The sequence below is a fragment of the Paenibacillus aestuarii genome, from assembly GCF_027789125.1.
Lineage (GTDB): Bacteria > Bacillota > Bacilli > Paenibacillales > NBRC-103111 > Paenibacillus_E > Paenibacillus_E aestuarii.
Genome location: NZ_JAQFVF010000033.1, coordinates 274,434 through 290,919 on the forward strand (window position 1 = coordinate 274,434; position 16,486 = coordinate 290,919).

Sequence of the window (16,486 nt, forward strand, 5' to 3'; positions counted from 1 at the left end):
GGCAAGCGACAAAAAATGCAAATTTTTTAGCAAGTACAAGCAGTCCAGACACAAATATAGAGAGCAAATTGGAGGGATTAAGTACTTATGACGGCAACTAATAAAACAATCGAGCAACTGGCAGTCGACACGATTCGCACACTCGGTATCGATGCTGTAGAAAAAGCGAATTCCGGCCATCCCGGAATGGTTATGGGCGCTGCGCCAATGGCTTACGTGCTGTGGAAGCAGCATATGAAACACAATCCTGCGAATCCGCATTGGATCAACCGTGACCGTTTCGTTTTGTCTGCGGGCCACGGATCCATGCTGCTATACAGCTTGCTTCATCTATGCGGATACGATCTGCCGATCGAAGAGATCAAAAACTTCCGCCAATGGGGCAGCAAAACCCCTGGACACCCTGAGTATGGCCACACACCTGGTGTCGATGCGACGACAGGTCCGCTGGGACAAGGCGTTGGCATGGCTGTAGGTATGGCAATGGCTGAAGCGCACCTTAGAGAGACTTATAACAAAGAGAACTTCCCGATCGTTGACCACTATACATATGCGATTTGTGGCGATGGCGACATGATGGAAGGCGTATCTTCCGAAGCGGCGTCCCTCGCAGGCCATTTGAAGCTGGGCAAGCTGATCATGCTTTACGATTCCAACGATATTTCGCTTGACGGCGAATTGAATATGGCTTTTTCCGAGAGCGTGCAAAAGCGTTTTGAAGCTTACGGCTGGCAAGTTCTGCGCGTGGAAGAGCAGAATGACCTGTCGGCGATCTCCAAGGCGATCGCTGAGGCGAAAGCGGACACGACGCGCCCAACTTTGATCGAAGTGAAAACTACGATCGGGTTCGGATCCCCGAACAAAGGCGGCAAAGGCGGTCACGTAGGCCCTCACGGTTCCCCGCTTGGCGGCGAAGAAGTGAAGCTGACGAAAGCGGCATATGGCTGGCCAGAAGAGCCGGACTTCCTCGTTCCGGACGAAGTTAGAGCACACTACGATGAAATCAAAGTGGAAGGCGCTAAAGCGGAGCAAGCTTGGAGCAGCCTGCTTGCTGATTACATCAAGGCTTACCCTGAGCTTGGCAATCAGTTCACCGCGGCGGTGAGCAGCGAGCTTCCAGCGGGTTGGGATGCCGAGCTTCCGGCATACACAACGACGGATAAGCCGCTTGCGACACGGGCCGCTTCCGGCAACGCGATCAATGCTGTAGCGGGCAAGCTGCCGCAGCTGATCGGCGGTTCTGCTGACCTAGCGAGCTCTAACAATACGATGATCAAAGGCGAGTCGAACTACAGCGCCAGCAACTATGCGGGCCGCAACCTGTGGTTTGGCGTGCGTGAGTTCGGCATGGGCGCAGCAATGAACGGTATGGCGCTGCACGGCGGCGTTCGCGTGTATGGCGCAACGTTCTTCGTGTTCTCCGACTACCTGCGCGCATCCATCCGTCTGGCTGCCTTGATGCAGCTTCCGGTTGTGTATGTCCTGACGCATGACAGTATCGCTGTCGGCGAAGACGGCCCGACCCATGAGCCGATCGAGCAACTGCCTGCGCTGCGCGTGATCCCTGGCATCACCGTGCTGCGTCCGGCTGACGGCAACGAGACTTCCGAGGCTTGGCGCTATGCTCTGACGAATCAAAAAGGGCCGGTTGCCCTGGTGCTTACGCGTCAGAACCTGCCGATCCTCGAAGGTTCGGTTACAGGCGCTCGCGAAGGCCTCAGCAAAGGCGCTTACGTCGTATCCGACGCGGCTAACGGCAAGCCGGATGCGCAAATCCTGGCGACTGGTTCTGAAGTGCAGCTCGCGGTAGCCGCGCAGCAATTGCTTCAAGCTGAAGGCATCCACGTGCGCGTTGTCAGCATGCCGAGCTGGGAGCTGTTCGAGAAGCAGCCGCAAGCGTACAAAGATTCCGTCATCCTGCCGGAAGTCAAAAAGCGCCTCGCTGTCGAAATGGCCTTCCCGCTTGGCTGGGAACGCTACGTCGGCGACCAAGGTTCGATCCTGGGCATTTCCACTTTTGGCGCTTCCGCCCCTGGGAATATCGTCCTGAAAGAATACGGCTTCTCGCCTGAGAACGTAGTTGCCCGTGTGAAAGCTCTGTTGTCTTAATTGTGTTATGGGCGCGCCGTACCCGGGAGAGGGGCGGCGCGCATCTACAATCAGCTTAGTCCATATGAGGGGGAAATTGAACGATGTCCAGCTTTGAGAATGTAACGGTAGTAACGAAAGCCAACGTATATTTCGACGGTAAAGTGACGAGCCGCACGGTGATCTTCACAGACGGCACTAAGAAAACGCTTGGTATTCTGATGCCAGGCGAGTATGAATTCGGTACGGACTTGAAAGAAATTATGGAAATTCAGTCCGGCGAATTGAACGTATTGCTGCCGGGCAGCAGCGAGTGGATCTCGATCAGCGGCGAAGGCGAATTCACCGTGCCGGCGAATTCGAAATTCAAGCTCGACGTGAAAACCGTGAGCGACTATATCTGCTCTTACATCAGCGAGTAAAGACATCGGAGACCTCGGAAGTTCGGATCGTATGTCGCCGAACTTGGATCTAGCTCCCGTCTTCTTTTCGAACCTGTGTGGTTGGGAAGAAGGGGGGAGTTTTTTGTGTATCTCGCTAATCCTAAAATAGGGTAGCGTGAATATGCGTTCAAGAATATGCGTTCAATGATCCGCTGGTTAGCGATGAATTGACGTCGCGATTATGAGTAGATGCGGAGGAGTGTAGGTAGCCATGGTTCTATTTTGCCTGATGATTACAGGAATTTTTGGCGGATTTATCGCGCTGGATATGTATATTTCGAGGGTGTGGGACGTCTTCTCGGCCAAAAGCTACACATGCTGAATATGGTCGCCGGAGACCGCATCTCTCATCCATCCTGCGTGCTGAAACGGGGGGGAGCACACAGAGCACACAAAAAAGCTACTACTCCCTGACGAACGCTAGAGCTCCCGATAAGCTACTCCCGCCAACCAACGCTAGAGCTCCCCAAGAAGCTGCTCATCCCGTGATATTGCTGCAGTCCGATTTTGCCGAACTAAAGCGACTAAAGCTTCGACTGATGCTCATGTAGTTGGGAAAAACCCAATTAAAACGAGTTTTTTTATGGCTGGTGTCTAAAAACGCTTCTCCAATTGGGTAAAGTCGGACTGCAGACGCCATGAAGGCAGATAGCCGTGCTGTAATTGGTCAAAACCGGACTGCAGCCGTCGCGGCTCCAATGGCTCGCCACAGCCTGCCCCGGCGGCAGGAAATCATGCTGCAATTGGGCAAAATCGGGCTGCCGGACACCGGCGCGTCGAGGAAATCGACATAGTGCGCCTTTAGCTCCTCGGCGAGCCGTTGGCTCGTAGCCGGAGCTACGGTGCTGCAGTCGATAATCGTCAGCGCCGGATGCAGGCCGCTCAGAATGCTTTGCTTGCTGTAAAACGTTTCCGGCAGCGCCGCGTCATTGCTGAGCATCGTAATCAGCAAGTCCGCCTGGCAGGCCGCTTCAGCCGGCGTCTACACTGCTTCCGCGCCGAGGACGACGAGCTCGTCCACTTTGTCAGCATTCCGGTTACAGGATAACCTTTTTGAATCAGGGTGGCCGCCATAAGTTTGCCCATGGTACCAAGTCCGATAAAACCGATATGTTTCATGAACGATCACCTCATGCATGGTTTTACCCTATTTCGACTTTCGTTTTAAGTTCTACCTCGCCGCAACGGCTTGCATTTGGACGGGCAAAAAAGTATGCTAGGAAAAGGAAAAATATAGAGATGGAGGAGATCATTTTGACTCAAAAGCTACACTTTGATTACAGCAAAGCTTTATCTTTTCTATCCCAGCATGAAGTCGATTACTTGACTCAGCAAGTGAAGGTTGCGCATGACCAACTGCATAACAAAAGCGGCGCAGGTTCCGACTATCTGGGCTGGGTGGACCTCCCGGAGAACTACGACCGTGAAGAGTTTGCACGCATCCAAGCGGCAGCTAAGCAGATCCAATCCGACTCTGACGCGCTGGTTGTCATCGGGATCGGCGGCTCTTATCTGGGCGCACGCGCTGCCATTGAAATGCTGTCCCACTCGTTCTACAACATCATGCCGAAAGACAAACGCAAAACCCCTGAAATTTATTTCGTAGGAAATAATATCAGCTCTACATATGTCACTCACCTGATCCAATTGCTCGAAGGTAAGAATTTCTCGGTCAATGTCATTTCCAAATCCGGTACAACGACGGAGCCGGCGATTGCTTTCCGTATTTTCCGTGAGCTACTGGAGAAAAAATACGGCAAAGAAGCTGCGCGCAAGCGTATCTACGCGACGACGGACCGCGCACGAGGCGCGCTCAAAACACTGGCGACAGCGGAAGGCTACGAGTCCTTCGTCATCCCTGACGATGTGGGCGGCCGTTACTCCGTGCTTACCGCAGTAGGTTTGCTGCCGATTGCTACAGCTGGCATTGACATCGAAGCGATGATGAAGGGCGCAGCTGACGCTAGCCAGGAATTCGCTAATCCGAATTTGAGCGAAAACTACAGCTACCAATATGCAGCTGTGCGCAACGCGCTCTACCGCAAAGGCAAAACGATCGAAATCCTCGTGAACTACGAGCCATCCCTGCATTTCGTATCGGAATGGTGGAAGCAGTTGTTCGGCGAGAGCGAAGGCAAGGACAGCAAGGGCATCTACCCAGCTTCCGTTGACTTCTCCACGGATCTGCACTCCATGGGGCAATTTGTGCAAGAGGGCAACCGCATTCTGTTCGAAACGGTGATCCAGATCGATCAAGTGGCAGACCATATCACAATCGGCACTGACGCCGATGATTTGGACGGCTTGAACTTCCTCAGCGGCAAAACGATGGATTTCGTTAACAAAAAAGCGTTCCAAGGCACGATGTTGGCGCATTCGGACGGCGGAGTGCCGAATCTGATCGTCACGCTGCCGGATATGACACCTTACACGTTCGGCTACATGGTGTACTTCTTTGAAAAAGCTTGCGGCATCAGCGGTTATCTGCTGGGCGTCAATCCTTTTGACCAGCCGGGCGTTGAAGCTTACAAGAAGAATATGTTTGCCCTGCTTGGCAAACCAGGTTACGAAAAAGAGAAAGCGGAGCTTGAAGCCCGCTTGCAGCAATAAGAAACAGGGAACGGCCACTCCTTCATGGAGAGGTCGTTTTTTCCATTATTTATGTGGTAAATTTTCTTTTCATATTGTAGAAGTGATCTGATGTGTGTAGAATGTAATGAAACAGATGTTTCCTTCTACTTAGAAAGGTCGGCTATGCTAGCACATTACAAAACTGTTCAGCAGTACGGATCGTCAGAAATCATCATCAAGAAGTCGCGTTTCATCGGCCATGCCAAACCGGTAGCGTCCGAAGAGGAAGCAATTGCTTTTATAGCGTCGATTAAGAAGGAACACAGCATGGCGACGCACAACTGTTCCGCTTATGTAATCGGAGAGAGGGATCAGATTCAGAAGCAGTCTGATGACGGGGAACCGAGCGGTACAGCGGGCAAGCCGATTCTGGAAGTGATCAAGCATCAAGGGCTCAAGAATGTAGCCATCGTCGTTACCCGCTATTTTGGCGGCATCATGCTTGGTGCAGGAGGACTTGTCCGTGCGTATACGGACGGGGCTGTGGTAGGCATCGAAGCCGCACAACCGATCTATAAGGTCAACCACCGCCTGGTACAGGCTGAGGTGGATTACACGTGGTACGGCAAGCTGGAGAATGAGCTGCGCAATCGCGGCATGCTGCTCGGGGACGTTCAGTTTACGGACCGGGTAACCGTACCGTGTTACCCGTTGGCAGCAGACGCAGACGCTTTTGTGGCCTGGCTCACTGACATTACGCAAGGCCAGGGTATTATTACTGTAGGAGAGGACGAGTACATCGTTCACACAAGCCTGCCTTAAGAGGATGTTCATCATCCTCTTTGGTTTACCGGCGGGTTAGGCAACAGGACAATTACATACAGCTGAGGATGCGGAGGGATTAAAATGGCGAGAAAAGCAGTCACGCAAGAGCTTAGCAGAGAGAGAATACTCGCGGAGGCGCGGGAATTATTCAGTACTTTTGGCTATCGCGCTTTAACGATGCGCAGCATCGCAAAAGCAATGGGGTACAGCCATGGCGCGTTATATTACCACTTCAATGAAAAAGCGGAATTATTTTATGCGTTAATCAAGGATGATTTCTCCTTTCTATTGCAGCGTCAGCGTGAGTTGGTAATGCGTGAGCATGGCTTCAGTGTAGGTCTGCTCCAGAAGCTGATGCTGGAGTTCATCTGGTTTGGTCTGAACAACCCCAATCATTATGAAATGATGTTCATGATTCACGAGCCTGAACTGCAGCAATATTCTCGTACCGAGCAAGCACAGTGTCTGGAGATGTTTGCCATCGTAATCAGACAAGTGGTTGCGGGCCAGCCGGATGCCGAAAGCAAGAAGTATACGCTGCCATGGAACTTGTTTATGTCCCTGCACGGTTTTATCTCATACAGCATTCAATTCAAACTGGACTATGAGGAAGCCCGCAAGCTGGCTGAAGAGCATGTCCGCTTGATATGCGCCAGTCTGAATCTGGATGCGCTGGAACAGCAGCGTCCACACACGCACTCACACGTCACCTTAATCAACACAGAATCTGCATAAGCATCGATATCAAAAGCTTGGTTCAAGCAGGATTTCCCTGCTGGGCCAGGCTTTTTTGTTTGTTTGCATGTGCCTAGGCTCGTTTTGGTGAAAATAAAGGACATATGTCCTATTGGATCAGAAGATTTTATACTAAATTGAGGTAAGATCATGTTCGGAGGGTGTAACTTGCAAAAAAATCAGGATAAGGAAGCGATTCAAAGGCTGGTGCAGGCTAACGGTTTGCACGAAATATTCGGCCCTGATGTAATCGGTGCGATGGAGCTGCGCGTCTACGAGGACCGGGAAATAATCTGCGCCATGGGCTACCAACTGGACGGATTGTATGTGCTTGCCGCCGGTAAGCTGAAGATTTACACGCTTCTGCCCAACGGGAAGACGATGCTGCTGCGCTTCTCCCGGCCGTCCGCCATGATCGGCGATGTCGAGTGGATGGCGAAGCACCCGGTCAAAAATAACGTCGAAGCCGTCGGCGAGTGCTCCTTGCTGTTTATCAGCCGTGAGCTGATTTTGGAGAAAGAGGCGGAGAATGCAGCTTTTTTATGGTTTATGATTCAAAATCTGAGCCATAAATTGTATACGCTCGGCAATGCCTCGGCTGTCAATCTGCTCTACCCGGTAGAGAACCGCTTTGCCAGCTATTTGCTCTCCTTGTTCGCCGCGGAGAACAGCCTTCAGCAGACGGAAGAGCTGCGCACCTCTACGCTGACGGAGACCGCGGAAATGCTGGGGACCAGTTACCGGCACTTGAACCGCATTATTAGCCGGATGATCCAGGATGGCGTCCTGCAGCGGCAAAAAGGTCGGCTGATCATCTTGAACGAGGAACGGCTGCGGGAAATGGCCGGCAATCATTTGTATGTATAGGAAGGGGTTCTACTCTTGGCAGGGATACTATATTCAATGCTGGCAGGTGTATTTATCGCCATTCAAGGTGTTCTCAATACGCGATTAAGTGAAAAAGCGGGCTTCTGGCTGACCAACACGATTGTGCACGGGTCTGGTTTCGTCGTATCGATGATCTTATTTCTATTGATTAGAGACGGCAGCTTGCATTCGCTGCAGAACATGAACAAAGGCTACTTGTTAGGCGGCGTTTTCGGGGTCGTTATTGTTTTCTCCGTGATGAAAGGGATGGGACAGCTGGGTCCGGCGTATTCCGTCATTATTTTGCTGGCAGCGCAGCTGCTTTTCGCCTTGCTGATCGATACGTTCGGCTGGTTCGGGGCGGCGTCGACACCGCTGACGTGGAACAAAATCGCAGGCGTACTGGTGATTATCGGAGGTATTCTTGTTTTTAAAATGAAATAAAATAGCGGATACGTTCATTTGGGTTCCGGGGGATGACGTGTTACAATGAGGTCCGAAAGTCTAGCGAAGGGTTTAGGTAACTATGAATTCCTCTCATTTATTACGTTCTTTTAATTTTTTGTACTTTGCGTTGTTGGCTTTATTCGTCTCGTTTTTGCCCGTTTATTTGGATGCGCAGGGACTGACAACGTCCAAAATCGGCTTAATCATTGGCACTGGGGGGATTATCACTATCTTTTCCCAGCCGTTATGGGGCATGATTAGCGACCGTACGAGGACGATCAAAAAGATCATGCTTCTCCTACTGGCTTGCTCCACAATCACGGGATATTTTCTGTATGCGTCAAACAGCTTCTTCATTCTCCTGTTGTTCACGATGCTGTTGTATTTTTTCCTGATGCCGCTGGACCCGCTTACGGAAAGCTTGAATTTTCAGATCGCCGAACTGAACGGAGTAAGTTATGGCTCCATCCGGACATTCGGCGCTTTCGGCTACGCGGTGACGTCACTTGTGGTCGGCTATGCGATGCTTTACTTCGGTGCCCACAGCTTGGCGCTGCTTTTTGCCGGTACCGGGGTTCTCAGCTTCCTGATCTGTTTGTGCTTGCCTGATGCGCCGGCTACAGGGAAGCCTGTTACGTGGAAAAGCCTGCGCAATTTTTTGAGCTATCGGGAGACGCTCTGGTTCCTGGTTCTCATCTTCATTGCCGCGGTACCGCAGCGGATTAACGATACTTACTTGGGTGTCTACATCCGTAAGCTCGGCGGAACCTCGGACTTGGTTGGGCAAGCCTGGTTTCTGGCTGCAGGCAGTGAAATTCTCGTCTTCGCGCTGAGCTTTTGGTGGATGCGCAAAGGCAAAGAGATGCTGATGATATCGATCGCTTGTCTGTTCTATGTCATCCGCTTTTTCTTATCAGCCTGGATCACAGATCCGCATGTGCTGACCTACTTGCAGCTGCTTCAGACGTTCACCTTCCCTGTCTTTTACTCGGCGGCGATCCAGTATTTATACCGTATCGTACCTGAGGAGTGGAAGGCAACGGGGCAAACCGTCTTGGCCCTGCTGTTCTTCGGCGTATCGGGGATCGTCGCTTCCTATCTGGGTGGCTTGGCCTACGAGTATTTGGGCGCCAGAACGATGTACTTGCTGATCTCCAGCATGTCCTTTGTGGGGCTGCTGCTGAGCTTTGTGCTTCATCGCGTATACGGTGGCAGGCATTCAGCCATACCTAGACCTTCATAATTTACGATGAAGCCCTTCATTCCGGCAAAATGGTTAAGCCCGGTTGGAGGGCTTTGTCATATGACAAATGTCATCTTGAAGTCATGACATTTCAGAATTGTTGAGGTTCAAGTTTGGGGTTATAGTAAGAAGTATCAAAGCGTAACCAACCAATCTCATGGACAAAGGAGTTCTATACAATGAATGTTCCAACATTAATTGGCTACGGCGTAGCCGCGGTAATTATTGTTCTCGTTTTTTGGCTGAGAACCCGGAGAAGCAGGCGTCCCATTCGAAATAAAGGATACGGTATGCTCATTCCGCTTGTCATTCTGCTGATCGTCTTCGGGCTTAGTATTCATTCGATGACGCTAATTCCGAATCATCCATTCATACTGCCTGCGTGGTGGGAAATGTGCGCTGCCGCCTTGCTAGGCGTTGGGCTGGGCAGCCTGATGCTGTATCATACGGGCTACGAAAAGCGGGAAGACGGTCAAGTGTATGCGAAACCGAACAAAAATTTCAAATTCGTGCTGATCGCTGTCATTATTATCCGTGTTGCTTTATCGCAATACTTTAAAGGCCTTGATTATGTTGAGCTGAGCCTGCTGACCATGGTGATGGCGTTCTTGTACATCTGTGTATGGCGTGTCGGTAGTTTCCTCAAATTTCGCCGCGTATATTCCACCGCAGTTTAATAAGCAAGCGAGTCCCTTAAGACTGGAGTCATATGTTCCGGGTAGAGGGGCTTTTTTAATGAAATAATGAGGCCAAGTATTGAATCGGCTTGGAAGGATGCGTGTTTTTATGCATGATCATTTGCGAGTAAAAAAGCGGAAAATGCTCATCCCGCAGCTTCACGCCGCATAGTGTGCCTTTGTCCAGCTCGTCTTTGGCTGCAATTCGCGGAATCAATGCGGCGCCCATTCCAATCATGACGCACTGTTTGACAGCTTCGATACTGCCCAATTGCGAGACTACCTGATAGAGCACCTGCTCGTCTTTCAGCGAACGCTCCAGCGCCATCCGATACGTGCAGCCGGCCTCGGTCAAGATGAGATCGTTTTGATGCAAATCACTAAGTTGAATCTCTTCTCTGTCACCGAGCGGATGTCCCGGCGGGCAAATGACGATCAACTCTTCTTGCCGCAGCGGCTCGGCGCAGATCTCCGGATCGGAGAACGGCGACTCGAGGATGAAGCCGATGTCGAGCTCGCCGTTTTTCACTTTGTTGATAATCTCATCTTTGGATGAGGGAAAGATCGTCACATGGAGAGCCGGATACTGCCGGCGGAACGCCTGAAAAAAGGGCGGCAAATAATACGCGGCGAGCGATTCGATCGTACCGATGGCGATATGCGTTTGGTCCGGGATGGCAAACGTTTCGTCGGCTTCCCTGTAGGCCGAAGTAATTTGATCGGCATAGCGGAGCAGCTTCAGGCCTTCTTCGGTCAGCTGTAGGCTTTTGCCGCTGCGCTGCAGCAGCTTCGCCCGGTAATGCTTCTCCAGCTTCTGGATCTGCACCGACACCGTGGGCTGGGCATAGCCAAGCCGTTCGGCTGCGCGTGTTAAATTCAGTGTCCGCGCGACTTCTCGAAACGTGATGTAGTACTGGATGTCCATGCTCCGCCTCCCATTTAACCATTAAAGATTGTAATAGTTAGGATTACAATGTATAGCTAATTGTAATTGTAATCCTCATGCTATAGTATACATAAATTTACTGGCCCTTGTTGAGCGTGAAAAGCAGCGGGAGTGCAGTGCGGCGGCGGCGGCGGTCAGCGGCACGATGCGACCACGCGGCGAGAGTGAAACCCGCGCATAGCGCTACCGCTCGCGGCGAGAGTGAAACCGCGCAGAGCTCCACCGCTCGCGGCGAGAGTGAAACCGGAGCAGAGCGCTACCGCTCGCGGCGAGAGTGAAACCCGCGCGGAGTGCCACCGCTCGCGGCGAGAGTGAAACCGGCGCAGAGCTCCACCGCTCGCGATAGTTGGTGCACGAAGCCTGCCACAGGCGGCGACAGTCAGACTCATGCTGACCGGCACCGCGTTCGGCCTGCGCACGGAGATCGTCAACCCTGGACGGATATCCTTCGCCGCGCGAGACATCAGCCACACGGAGTCAGTCAAACCTGCGCGCTTCAAGGGCTGCTTAGGAGGATTTGAATGAGAGAAGTTGTGGAGCAATTACAAGCGTGGGTGCATGTACTTCCGGAGCGGTTATTGGCAGTGGGGGACGAGATGCTTACGCAGAAGCCTGAGCCCCACAAGTGGTCCGCAAAAGAGATTCTCGGCCACCTGTGCGATTCGGCCGTGAATAACTATGCTCGCTTTATTCGCGCCCAGTATGAACCGGCACCATTTTTAGTGCCCAAATATAATCAGAACGAGTGGGTACTCGTGAACGATTACCAGCACGTGCCGCTTGGCGAAGTTCTTATGTTATGGACCGCGCTGAACAAGCAGATCGTCAGAACCATCGCGAACTTACCCGAGGCCAAACGTGATGTGCCCTGTGAGATCGGATTGGAGCAACCGGTGACCTTAGAGTGGCTCATGCGCGACTACTTGGACCATTTGGAGCATCATGTGCGGCAAATGTTGGGGTGAGCTTCCATCTAGCGCATTTTCATGCGCGACTACTTGGACCATTTGGAGCATCATGTGCGGCAAAAGTTAGGGTGAGCTTCCATCTAGCACACTTTTATTAGCTACTGCGACTTGGCGGTGTGTGTGTGAAGACAGGGTTTTCAAAATAGTAAGTATTTGGTAAAATTGTAATCATAAAGTTGCAAAGCATGCGCCGAATTCACGATTGTCGTGGGTCGGCGCTATTTTTATTTGGATGGAGGGGAGAGCGTTCATGTTCGAACAATTTCACCGTGCCTGGGTGAGCACACATTTGAGCAAGCGGAGAGGTGAGTCTAAGAGAAGGCTAGAAAAGGGGCATGCGTATGCGGAGAAGCAATTTTTGAGATGCGTTTGGTGGCCGGCTTTTGGTCAATTTGATTATTTGCATCCTGAATACGAGGTGCATGACTTTTTTGATGGCAGCAGGTACCTTGATTTTGCGTATATCCGCTCTGGGGTTCGGCTAGGGATTGAGGTGGACCCCTACGGCACACATTACGAGAAGCTCGATCGCACGCAGTACGCCAATCAATGGGTACGTCATATGCATCTGCTTAATGATGGCTGGTTAATTTCCAGAATTAGTCTGGATGATGTGAAGGAGCGGCCGCGGATGTGGCAGCAGCTTTTTCAGCAAATGATTGGACAATTGTTTGGCAGCAGCGAGCGCATGAAGGATGAAGTGGAACTGAGCAGTCGTGAACGGGATATACTGCGGTTGGCGTTGCGGTTGGACAGGCCGATCAAGCTTCATGATGTTCAGACGCTTTTGCAGTGTGGGTATGACAAGGCACGATCGTTAATCAGCCTGCTGGAGAGCAAAAAATGGCTCGTGGCGATGGGCAAGGGCACAAGAAGAGCCCACGCTTGGCGGGTGGATGTGTCGCGCAGGCCTCCTTTGTTGTAGGGGGCGGTGGCGACTCGTGCCGAGAGCACAAGCTGTAGCAAGAGCTCGGCCTGGCTCGCGTATGCTGCAGTCCGGAATTGCCCATTTGCGGCTGCATTTTGGCGCGTGCGGGCGAAAAAGCCTGCTGTAGTAAGGCAAAACCGGACTGCAGCGCGTACCCCCGCGCCGAAGCCTGCTGCAATTGGGCTTTCCCGGACTGCAGAGGAATTCCGGCTCATGAGTGGGCGCTCGCGCATGCTGCAGTCCGGAATTGCCCAATTGCGAGAGGGGGAGCACGTGTCGGAGGAGCTGCAGTCCGGATTTGCCCAATTGCGGCGTGCATTTTGGCGCGTGTGGGCGAAAAAGCCGGCTGTAGTCCGGCAAAACCGGGCTACAGCGCGTACCCCCACGCCGGACCCTGCTGCAATTGGGTTTTCCCGGACTACAGCTGGAGCTCAGCGCGTAAACGGTCTCGCAAGAGGTGGCTTCCCGGACTACAGCCGGAACCCCGCGCCTGAACCCGCTCGCAATAAGCAGCGCCGGCCAGCCAAGCTACCTCCCCGACCGCCTGTACGCCGACGGTGCCATGCCGGACCACTTGCGAAACTGCTTGGAGAAGTACAGCGCATCGTTGAAGCCGACGGAGGAGGCGACCTGATCGATCGTCATGGACGTCCCGAGCAGCTGCTTGGCGCGTTCCATGCGGATGTTGAACAGGTACTGCATCGGCGCCAACCCCGTGGACTGCTTGAACATTTTGCACAGATAAGTGCGGTGGTACCCGAGCGATTGCGCCAGGGCTTCGATGGACACGGGCTGCGTATACTGCAGCTCCAGGTAGCGGATCGCCCGCCCGATTTGGCGCTCGATCTCCGACTCGGCGGCCGGCTTCTCCATCAGCCGCTGGCGGTTGGCCTGCCCCAGCTTGCCGAGCAGGAGGCGCAGCCAGCCTCCCGCCTCCATATCTTCCAGCACCGGATACCCGGATTGCTGGAAGCTGGTGCGGAGGCGCCGGTACAGGTGCCGCACATCGCGCGGGCTGCGGCCGGCACCAGTGACGACAGCGTTCTCGGGCGTAATCCCGAGCACAGCCAGCGTCGTCCCGACGGAGCGGCCGACGAAGGCCACCCAGGCGTAATGCCATGGCCGCTCTGCGTCCGCCACATAGCTGAACAGCTCGCCAGGGAAGATGACGAAGGTATCTCCGGGGCTGCAGCGATAGGCCTTGCCGCGGATCGTAAAGACGCCCTCGCCGGCAAAGACGGTATGAATCAAATAATAGTCATGCACAGCTGGGCCCGTTTGATGCAAAGGAAGCGGCTTACCCTCCCCGCTAAAAAGCACTGACAGCTCCCCATGGTTGGCAAGCGGATTAATGCTTACCGAGAACATCGTGTGGTCCGGGTTCATGCGATCACCCTTTTACACTCAATTTAAACTAAAAAACTACAAATGTCCATATAAGCCTTCGTTCAATCCATATGCATGGCCGCCCCGGTGAGCTATAGTGAAAGTGTAGAAAACATGATAGTTGGAGGGATTGAAGGCATGTCCAAAATTACTTTTTTAGGAGCCGGCAGCACCGTTTTCGCTAAAAACGTACTAGGCGACTGTATGCTCACGCCTGCGCTCCAAGGTTTTGAAATCGCATTGTTTGATATTGACCGTGAGCGGCTCCGGGATTCGGAGAATATGCTGAACAATATCAAAAAGACCAGTGGCAGCACCTGCGATGTGAAAGCGTATACAGACCGGAAAGAAGCGCTGCGCGGCGCAAAATATGTCGTCAACGCTATCCAAGTCGGCGGGTATGATCCTTGCACGATCACGGATTTTGAAATTCCCAAAAAATACGGCCTGCGCCAAACGATAGCTGATACCGTAGGGATTGGCGGTATTTTCCGCAACTTGAGAACGATTCCGGTCATGCTGGATTTTGCCGCAGATATCCGCGAGGTTTGTCCTGATGCGCTGTTCCTCAACTATACGAATCCGATGGCCGTACTGACGAATGTGATGAATACATATGGCGGTGTGCGCACTGTCGGCTTATGCCATAGCGTGCAGCATTGCATTCCGGGGCTGTTCGAGTCACTGGGCATTGATCAGGAAGGCGTGCAGGCCAAAATCGCCGGCATCAACCACATGGCGTGGCTGCTCGAAGTGACCAAAGACGGCGTCGACTTGTATCCGGAGATTAAGAAGCGGGCGAGAGAGAAGCAGAATGAGAAGCATTGGGACATGGTCCGTTACGAAATGATGCTCAACTTCGGCTACTACATCACCGAGTCCTCGGAGCACAATGCAGAGTACCATCCGTATTTCATCAAGCGCAACTATCCGGAGCTGATCGACCGCTTCAACATTCCGCTGGATGAATACCCGCGCCGTTGTATCGAGCAAATTGCCCGCTGGGGTAAAATGCGCGATGATCTTGTCAACGATACGAATTTGACGCATAAGCGTTCACATGAATATGCCTCCTACATTTTCGAGGCGATTGAAACGAATGTGCCGTACAAGATCGGCGGCAACGTCATGAACACCGGCGGTCTGATTTCGAACCTGCCGCGCGAGGCGTGCGTGGAAGTGCCGTGCCTGGTGGACCGCAGCGGTGTGACGCCGACCTATGTCGGCGATCTGCCTCCGCAATGCGCGGCGCTCAACCGCACGAACATCAATACGCAGCTGCTGACAATCGAAGCGGCGATCACGCGCAAGCGCGAGCATATCTATCATGCAGCGATGCTCGATCCACATACATCGGCAGAGCTGTCGATGGACGATATTATCGCGATGTGCGACGATCTGATCGAAGCGCACGGCAAATGGCTGCCGGAATTCTATTAATCCGGGCACGGGCAGCCCCCAAGCAAAAAGAAGGTCATGAGGTCAGCAGCGTGCTGGCCCATGGCCTTCTTCGTTATCCGCCGAACGCGTCGCGGAACGCGTGATTCAGGACGGCAAGCTCCACGTTCCAGAGCGGAGCGATCTCCGGCCCGACGTTCTCGTCAAACCAGTCGGCGAGCGCTTTGCGGTTGCTGCCGTTCTCGACGATGAATGGGAGGTTCAGCATCACTTTTTTCACATACAATTCTTCAGCTTGCTGCATCTGCTCGGGGGAAATCCAAACTTTCAGGCGCTTCACCGTGCGGTACAGTTCCTTGCTGCAAGCCCGGCGAATTCCGCGCGCGGTAGGAAATTGCTGTTTATGTTTCTCATTGGTTTTGTTGTTCAACATGGAAGCATCCACGCTCCTCTCTATGCTATGTGTATGCATGGAGAGGGCGCGCAGCTACTCTTAATCAACCACAATATACCCGATCATAGGCCCGTTATGGGCGATATCGGCATGGGTCATACAGATGAGGCGGTACGTTCCTTCCTCTTTCGGCGTGAAGGTAATCACCGTCTCTTTGCCTTTTTTGACTTCGCCGCTGATGCCCATTCCTTCAATGAAAAAAGGATGGCTTTCACCGTTGACGCCGTAAATGCTAAGCTTAACCTTCTCCCCCTTGTGGACGACGATCGTTCCAGGATCCCAACGGTACGCTTCTATGGTCTTGCCGTCGCTGGTCGTCGATTTGAACTCGCCGGTCACCATATGGATCGATCGCTCGGTGGCGGCAGGCTCGGCCAGCGCAGGAACCAGGCTTGCCCGGTTCATATACAGCAGGCTGGTTAGAACCAGCAGCAGCGCGAGAGCTGCAAGAACGAGATGCGTGCGGGTAATGACAATAATTTTAGACATGGCTGTCCGCCTCCAGTACAA

18 protein-coding genes and 1 pseudogene are annotated in these 16,486 nt (G+C 52.8%); 13 read left to right on the plus strand and 6 right to left on the minus strand.

Features of this window, described 5'->3' with window-relative positions; all coding sequences use genetic code 11:
• Nucleotides 1-87: 87 nt before the first annotated feature.
• From tkt to O9139_RS16440, 3 genes are all read left to right on the plus strand, one after another.
• A complete protein-coding gene (gene tkt / locus O9139_RS16430) occupies nt 88-2,109 on the plus strand; it encodes a transketolase (RefSeq protein WP_270880542.1) in 2,022 nt (673 codons plus the stop codon).
• An 83-nt stretch (nt 2,110-2,192) separates the two neighbouring features.
• Nucleotides 2,193-2,510: a pyrimidine/purine nucleoside phosphorylase gene (gene ppnP / locus O9139_RS16435; RefSeq protein WP_270880543.1), complete on the plus strand. Its 318-nt coding sequence runs from the start codon at nt 2,193-2,195 to the stop codon at nt 2,508-2,510.
• 659 nt (nt 2,511-3,169) lie between these two features.
• Nucleotides 3,170-3,325: a hypothetical protein gene (locus tag O9139_RS16440; protein ID WP_270880544.1), complete on the plus strand. Its 156-nt coding sequence runs from the start codon at nt 3,170-3,172 to the stop codon at nt 3,323-3,325.
• Nucleotides 3,326-3,348: 23 nt separating this feature from the next.
• Here O9139_RS16440 and O9139_RS33335 read toward each other — a convergent pair.
• Together O9139_RS33335 and O9139_RS33340 are read right to left on the minus strand one after the other, a co-directional pair.
• Nucleotides 3,349-3,471: pseudogene (locus O9139_RS33335) on the minus strand (NAD(P)-dependent oxidoreductase); the annotation flags it as partial.
• Nucleotides 3,472-3,476: 5 nt separating this feature from the next.
• Complete coding sequence (locus tag O9139_RS33340; protein ID WP_408638364.1) at nt 3,477-3,650, minus strand: NAD(P)-binding domain-containing protein; 174 nt, start codon at nt 3,648-3,650, stop codon at nt 3,477-3,479.
• A gap of 135 nt (nt 3,651-3,785) precedes the next feature.
• Between O9139_RS33340 and O9139_RS16450 the strand changes: the two genes are divergently transcribed.
• From O9139_RS16450 to O9139_RS16480, 7 genes are all read left to right on the plus strand, one after another.
• A complete protein-coding gene (locus tag O9139_RS16450; RefSeq protein WP_270880546.1) occupies nt 3,786-5,141 on the plus strand; it encodes a glucose-6-phosphate isomerase in 1,356 nt (451 codons plus the stop codon).
• Nucleotides 5,142-5,285: 144 nt separating this feature from the next.
• Nucleotides 5,286-5,924: a YigZ family protein gene (locus O9139_RS16455; RefSeq protein ID WP_270880547.1), complete on the plus strand. Its 639-nt coding sequence runs from the start codon at nt 5,286-5,288 to the stop codon at nt 5,922-5,924.
• A gap of 84 nt (nt 5,925-6,008) precedes the next feature.
• On the plus strand, nt 6,009-6,662 hold the full coding sequence (locus tag O9139_RS16460) for a TetR/AcrR family transcriptional regulator (RefSeq protein WP_270880548.1): 654 nt from the start codon (nt 6,009-6,011) through the stop codon (nt 6,660-6,662).
• Between the two features lie 168 nt (nt 6,663-6,830).
• A complete protein-coding gene (locus tag O9139_RS16465) occupies nt 6,831-7,529 on the plus strand; it encodes a cyclic nucleotide-binding domain-containing protein (protein ID WP_270880549.1) in 699 nt (232 codons plus the stop codon).
• Between the two features lie 15 nt (nt 7,530-7,544).
• Nucleotides 7,545-7,973 carry a DMT family transporter gene (locus O9139_RS16470; protein ID WP_270880550.1) on the plus strand — a complete coding sequence of 143 codons (429 nt, stop codon included), beginning with the start codon at nt 7,545-7,547 and terminating at the stop codon, nt 7,971-7,973.
• A gap of 82 nt (nt 7,974-8,055) precedes the next feature.
• Complete coding sequence (locus O9139_RS16475; protein WP_270880551.1) at nt 8,056-9,219, plus strand: MFS transporter; 1,164 nt, start codon at nt 8,056-8,058, stop codon at nt 9,217-9,219.
• A gap of 179 nt (nt 9,220-9,398) precedes the next feature.
• Entirely contained in the window at nt 9,399-9,896 is a 498-nt protein-coding gene (locus O9139_RS16480; RefSeq protein WP_270880552.1) for a CcdC protein domain-containing protein, read from the plus strand.
• A gap of 55 nt (nt 9,897-9,951) precedes the next feature.
• Here O9139_RS16480 and O9139_RS16485 read toward each other — a convergent pair whose 3' ends face one another.
• A complete protein-coding gene (locus tag O9139_RS16485; RefSeq protein WP_270880553.1) occupies nt 9,952-10,821 on the minus strand; it encodes a LysR family transcriptional regulator in 870 nt (289 codons plus the stop codon).
• A 542-nt stretch (nt 10,822-11,363) separates the two neighbouring features.
• On the opposite strand from O9139_RS16485, the gene O9139_RS16490 reads away from it, so the two are divergent.
• The gene (locus O9139_RS16490; protein ID WP_270880554.1) at nt 11,364-11,807 is read left to right on the plus strand and encodes a DinB family protein; all 444 of its coding nucleotides are present in this window, start codon (nt 11,364-11,366) and stop codon (nt 11,805-11,807) included.
• Between the two features lie 253 nt (nt 11,808-12,060).
• Entirely contained in the window at nt 12,061-12,735 is a 675-nt protein-coding gene (locus tag O9139_RS16495; protein ID WP_270880555.1) for a DNA-binding response regulator, read from the plus strand.
• 531 nt (nt 12,736-13,266) lie between these two features.
• On the opposite strand, the gene O9139_RS16500 is transcribed toward O9139_RS16495, so the two are convergent.
• Nucleotides 13,267-14,124: a helix-turn-helix domain-containing protein gene (locus tag O9139_RS16500; protein ID WP_270880556.1), complete on the minus strand. Its 858-nt coding sequence runs from the start codon at nt 14,122-14,124 to the stop codon at nt 13,267-13,269.
• 138 nt (nt 14,125-14,262) lie between these two features.
• Here O9139_RS16500 and melA point away from each other — a divergent pair, with 138 nt between their 5' ends.
• Nucleotides 14,263-15,564 (plus strand): alpha-glucosidase/alpha-galactosidase, encoded by a 1,302-nt coding sequence (melA, locus tag O9139_RS16505; RefSeq protein ID WP_270880557.1) that lies wholly within the window; start codon nt 14,263-14,265, stop codon nt 15,562-15,564.
• A gap of 73 nt (nt 15,565-15,637) precedes the next feature.
• On the opposite strand, the gene O9139_RS16510 is transcribed toward melA, so the two are convergent.
• A complete protein-coding gene (locus tag O9139_RS16510; protein ID WP_270880558.1) occupies nt 15,638-15,955 on the minus strand; it encodes a dehydrogenase in 318 nt (105 codons plus the stop codon).
• Between the two features lie 60 nt (nt 15,956-16,015).
• Nucleotides 16,016-16,465 carry a cupredoxin domain-containing protein gene (locus tag O9139_RS16515; protein ID WP_270880559.1) on the minus strand — a complete coding sequence of 150 codons (450 nt, stop codon included), beginning with the start codon at nt 16,463-16,465 and terminating at the stop codon, nt 16,016-16,018.
• Nucleotides 16,466-16,486: the final 21 nt, after the last annotated feature.

Excerpts from the sequence above, each read along its gene's own strand:
- tkt (WP_270880542.1), top strand. The coding sequence starts at position 88 with ATGACGGCAACTAATAAAACAATCGAGCAACTGGCAGTCGACACGATT.
- ppnP (WP_270880543.1), top strand. The coding sequence starts at position 2,193 with ATGTCCAGCTTTGAGAATGTAACGGTAGTAACGAAAGCCAACGTATAT.
- O9139_RS16440 (WP_270880544.1), top strand. The coding sequence starts at position 3,170 with ATGAAGGCAGATAGCCGTGCTGTAATTGGTCAAAACCGGACTGCAGCC.
- O9139_RS33340 (WP_408638364.1), bottom strand. The coding sequence starts at position 3,650 with ATGAAACATATCGGTTTTATCGGACTTGGTACCATGGGCAAACTTATG.
- O9139_RS16455 (WP_270880547.1), top strand. The coding sequence starts at position 5,286 with ATGCTAGCACATTACAAAACTGTTCAGCAGTACGGATCGTCAGAAATC.
- O9139_RS16460 (WP_270880548.1), top strand. The coding sequence starts at position 6,009 with ATGGCGAGAAAAGCAGTCACGCAAGAGCTTAGCAGAGAGAGAATACTC.
- O9139_RS16475 (WP_270880551.1), top strand. The coding sequence starts at position 8,056 with ATGAATTCCTCTCATTTATTACGTTCTTTTAATTTTTTGTACTTTGCG.
- O9139_RS16480 (WP_270880552.1), top strand. The coding sequence starts at position 9,399 with ATGAATGTTCCAACATTAATTGGCTACGGCGTAGCCGCGGTAATTATT.
- O9139_RS16485 (WP_270880553.1), bottom strand. The coding sequence starts at position 10,821 with ATGGACATCCAGTACTACATCACGTTTCGAGAAGTCGCGCGGACACTG.
- O9139_RS16490 (WP_270880554.1), top strand. The coding sequence starts at position 11,364 with ATGAGAGAAGTTGTGGAGCAATTACAAGCGTGGGTGCATGTACTTCCG.
- O9139_RS16495 (WP_270880555.1), top strand. The coding sequence starts at position 12,061 with ATGTTCGAACAATTTCACCGTGCCTGGGTGAGCACACATTTGAGCAAG.
- O9139_RS16500 (WP_270880556.1), bottom strand. The coding sequence starts at position 14,124 with ATGAACCCGGACCACACGATGTTCTCGGTAAGCATTAATCCGCTTGCC.
- melA (WP_270880557.1), top strand. The coding sequence starts at position 14,263 with ATGTCCAAAATTACTTTTTTAGGAGCCGGCAGCACCGTTTTCGCTAAA.
- O9139_RS16510 (WP_270880558.1), bottom strand. The coding sequence starts at position 15,955 with ATGTTGAACAACAAAACCAATGAGAAACATAAACAGCAATTTCCTACC.
- O9139_RS16515 (WP_270880559.1), bottom strand. The coding sequence starts at position 16,465 with ATGTCTAAAATTATTGTCATTACCCGCACGCATCTCGTTCTTGCAGCT.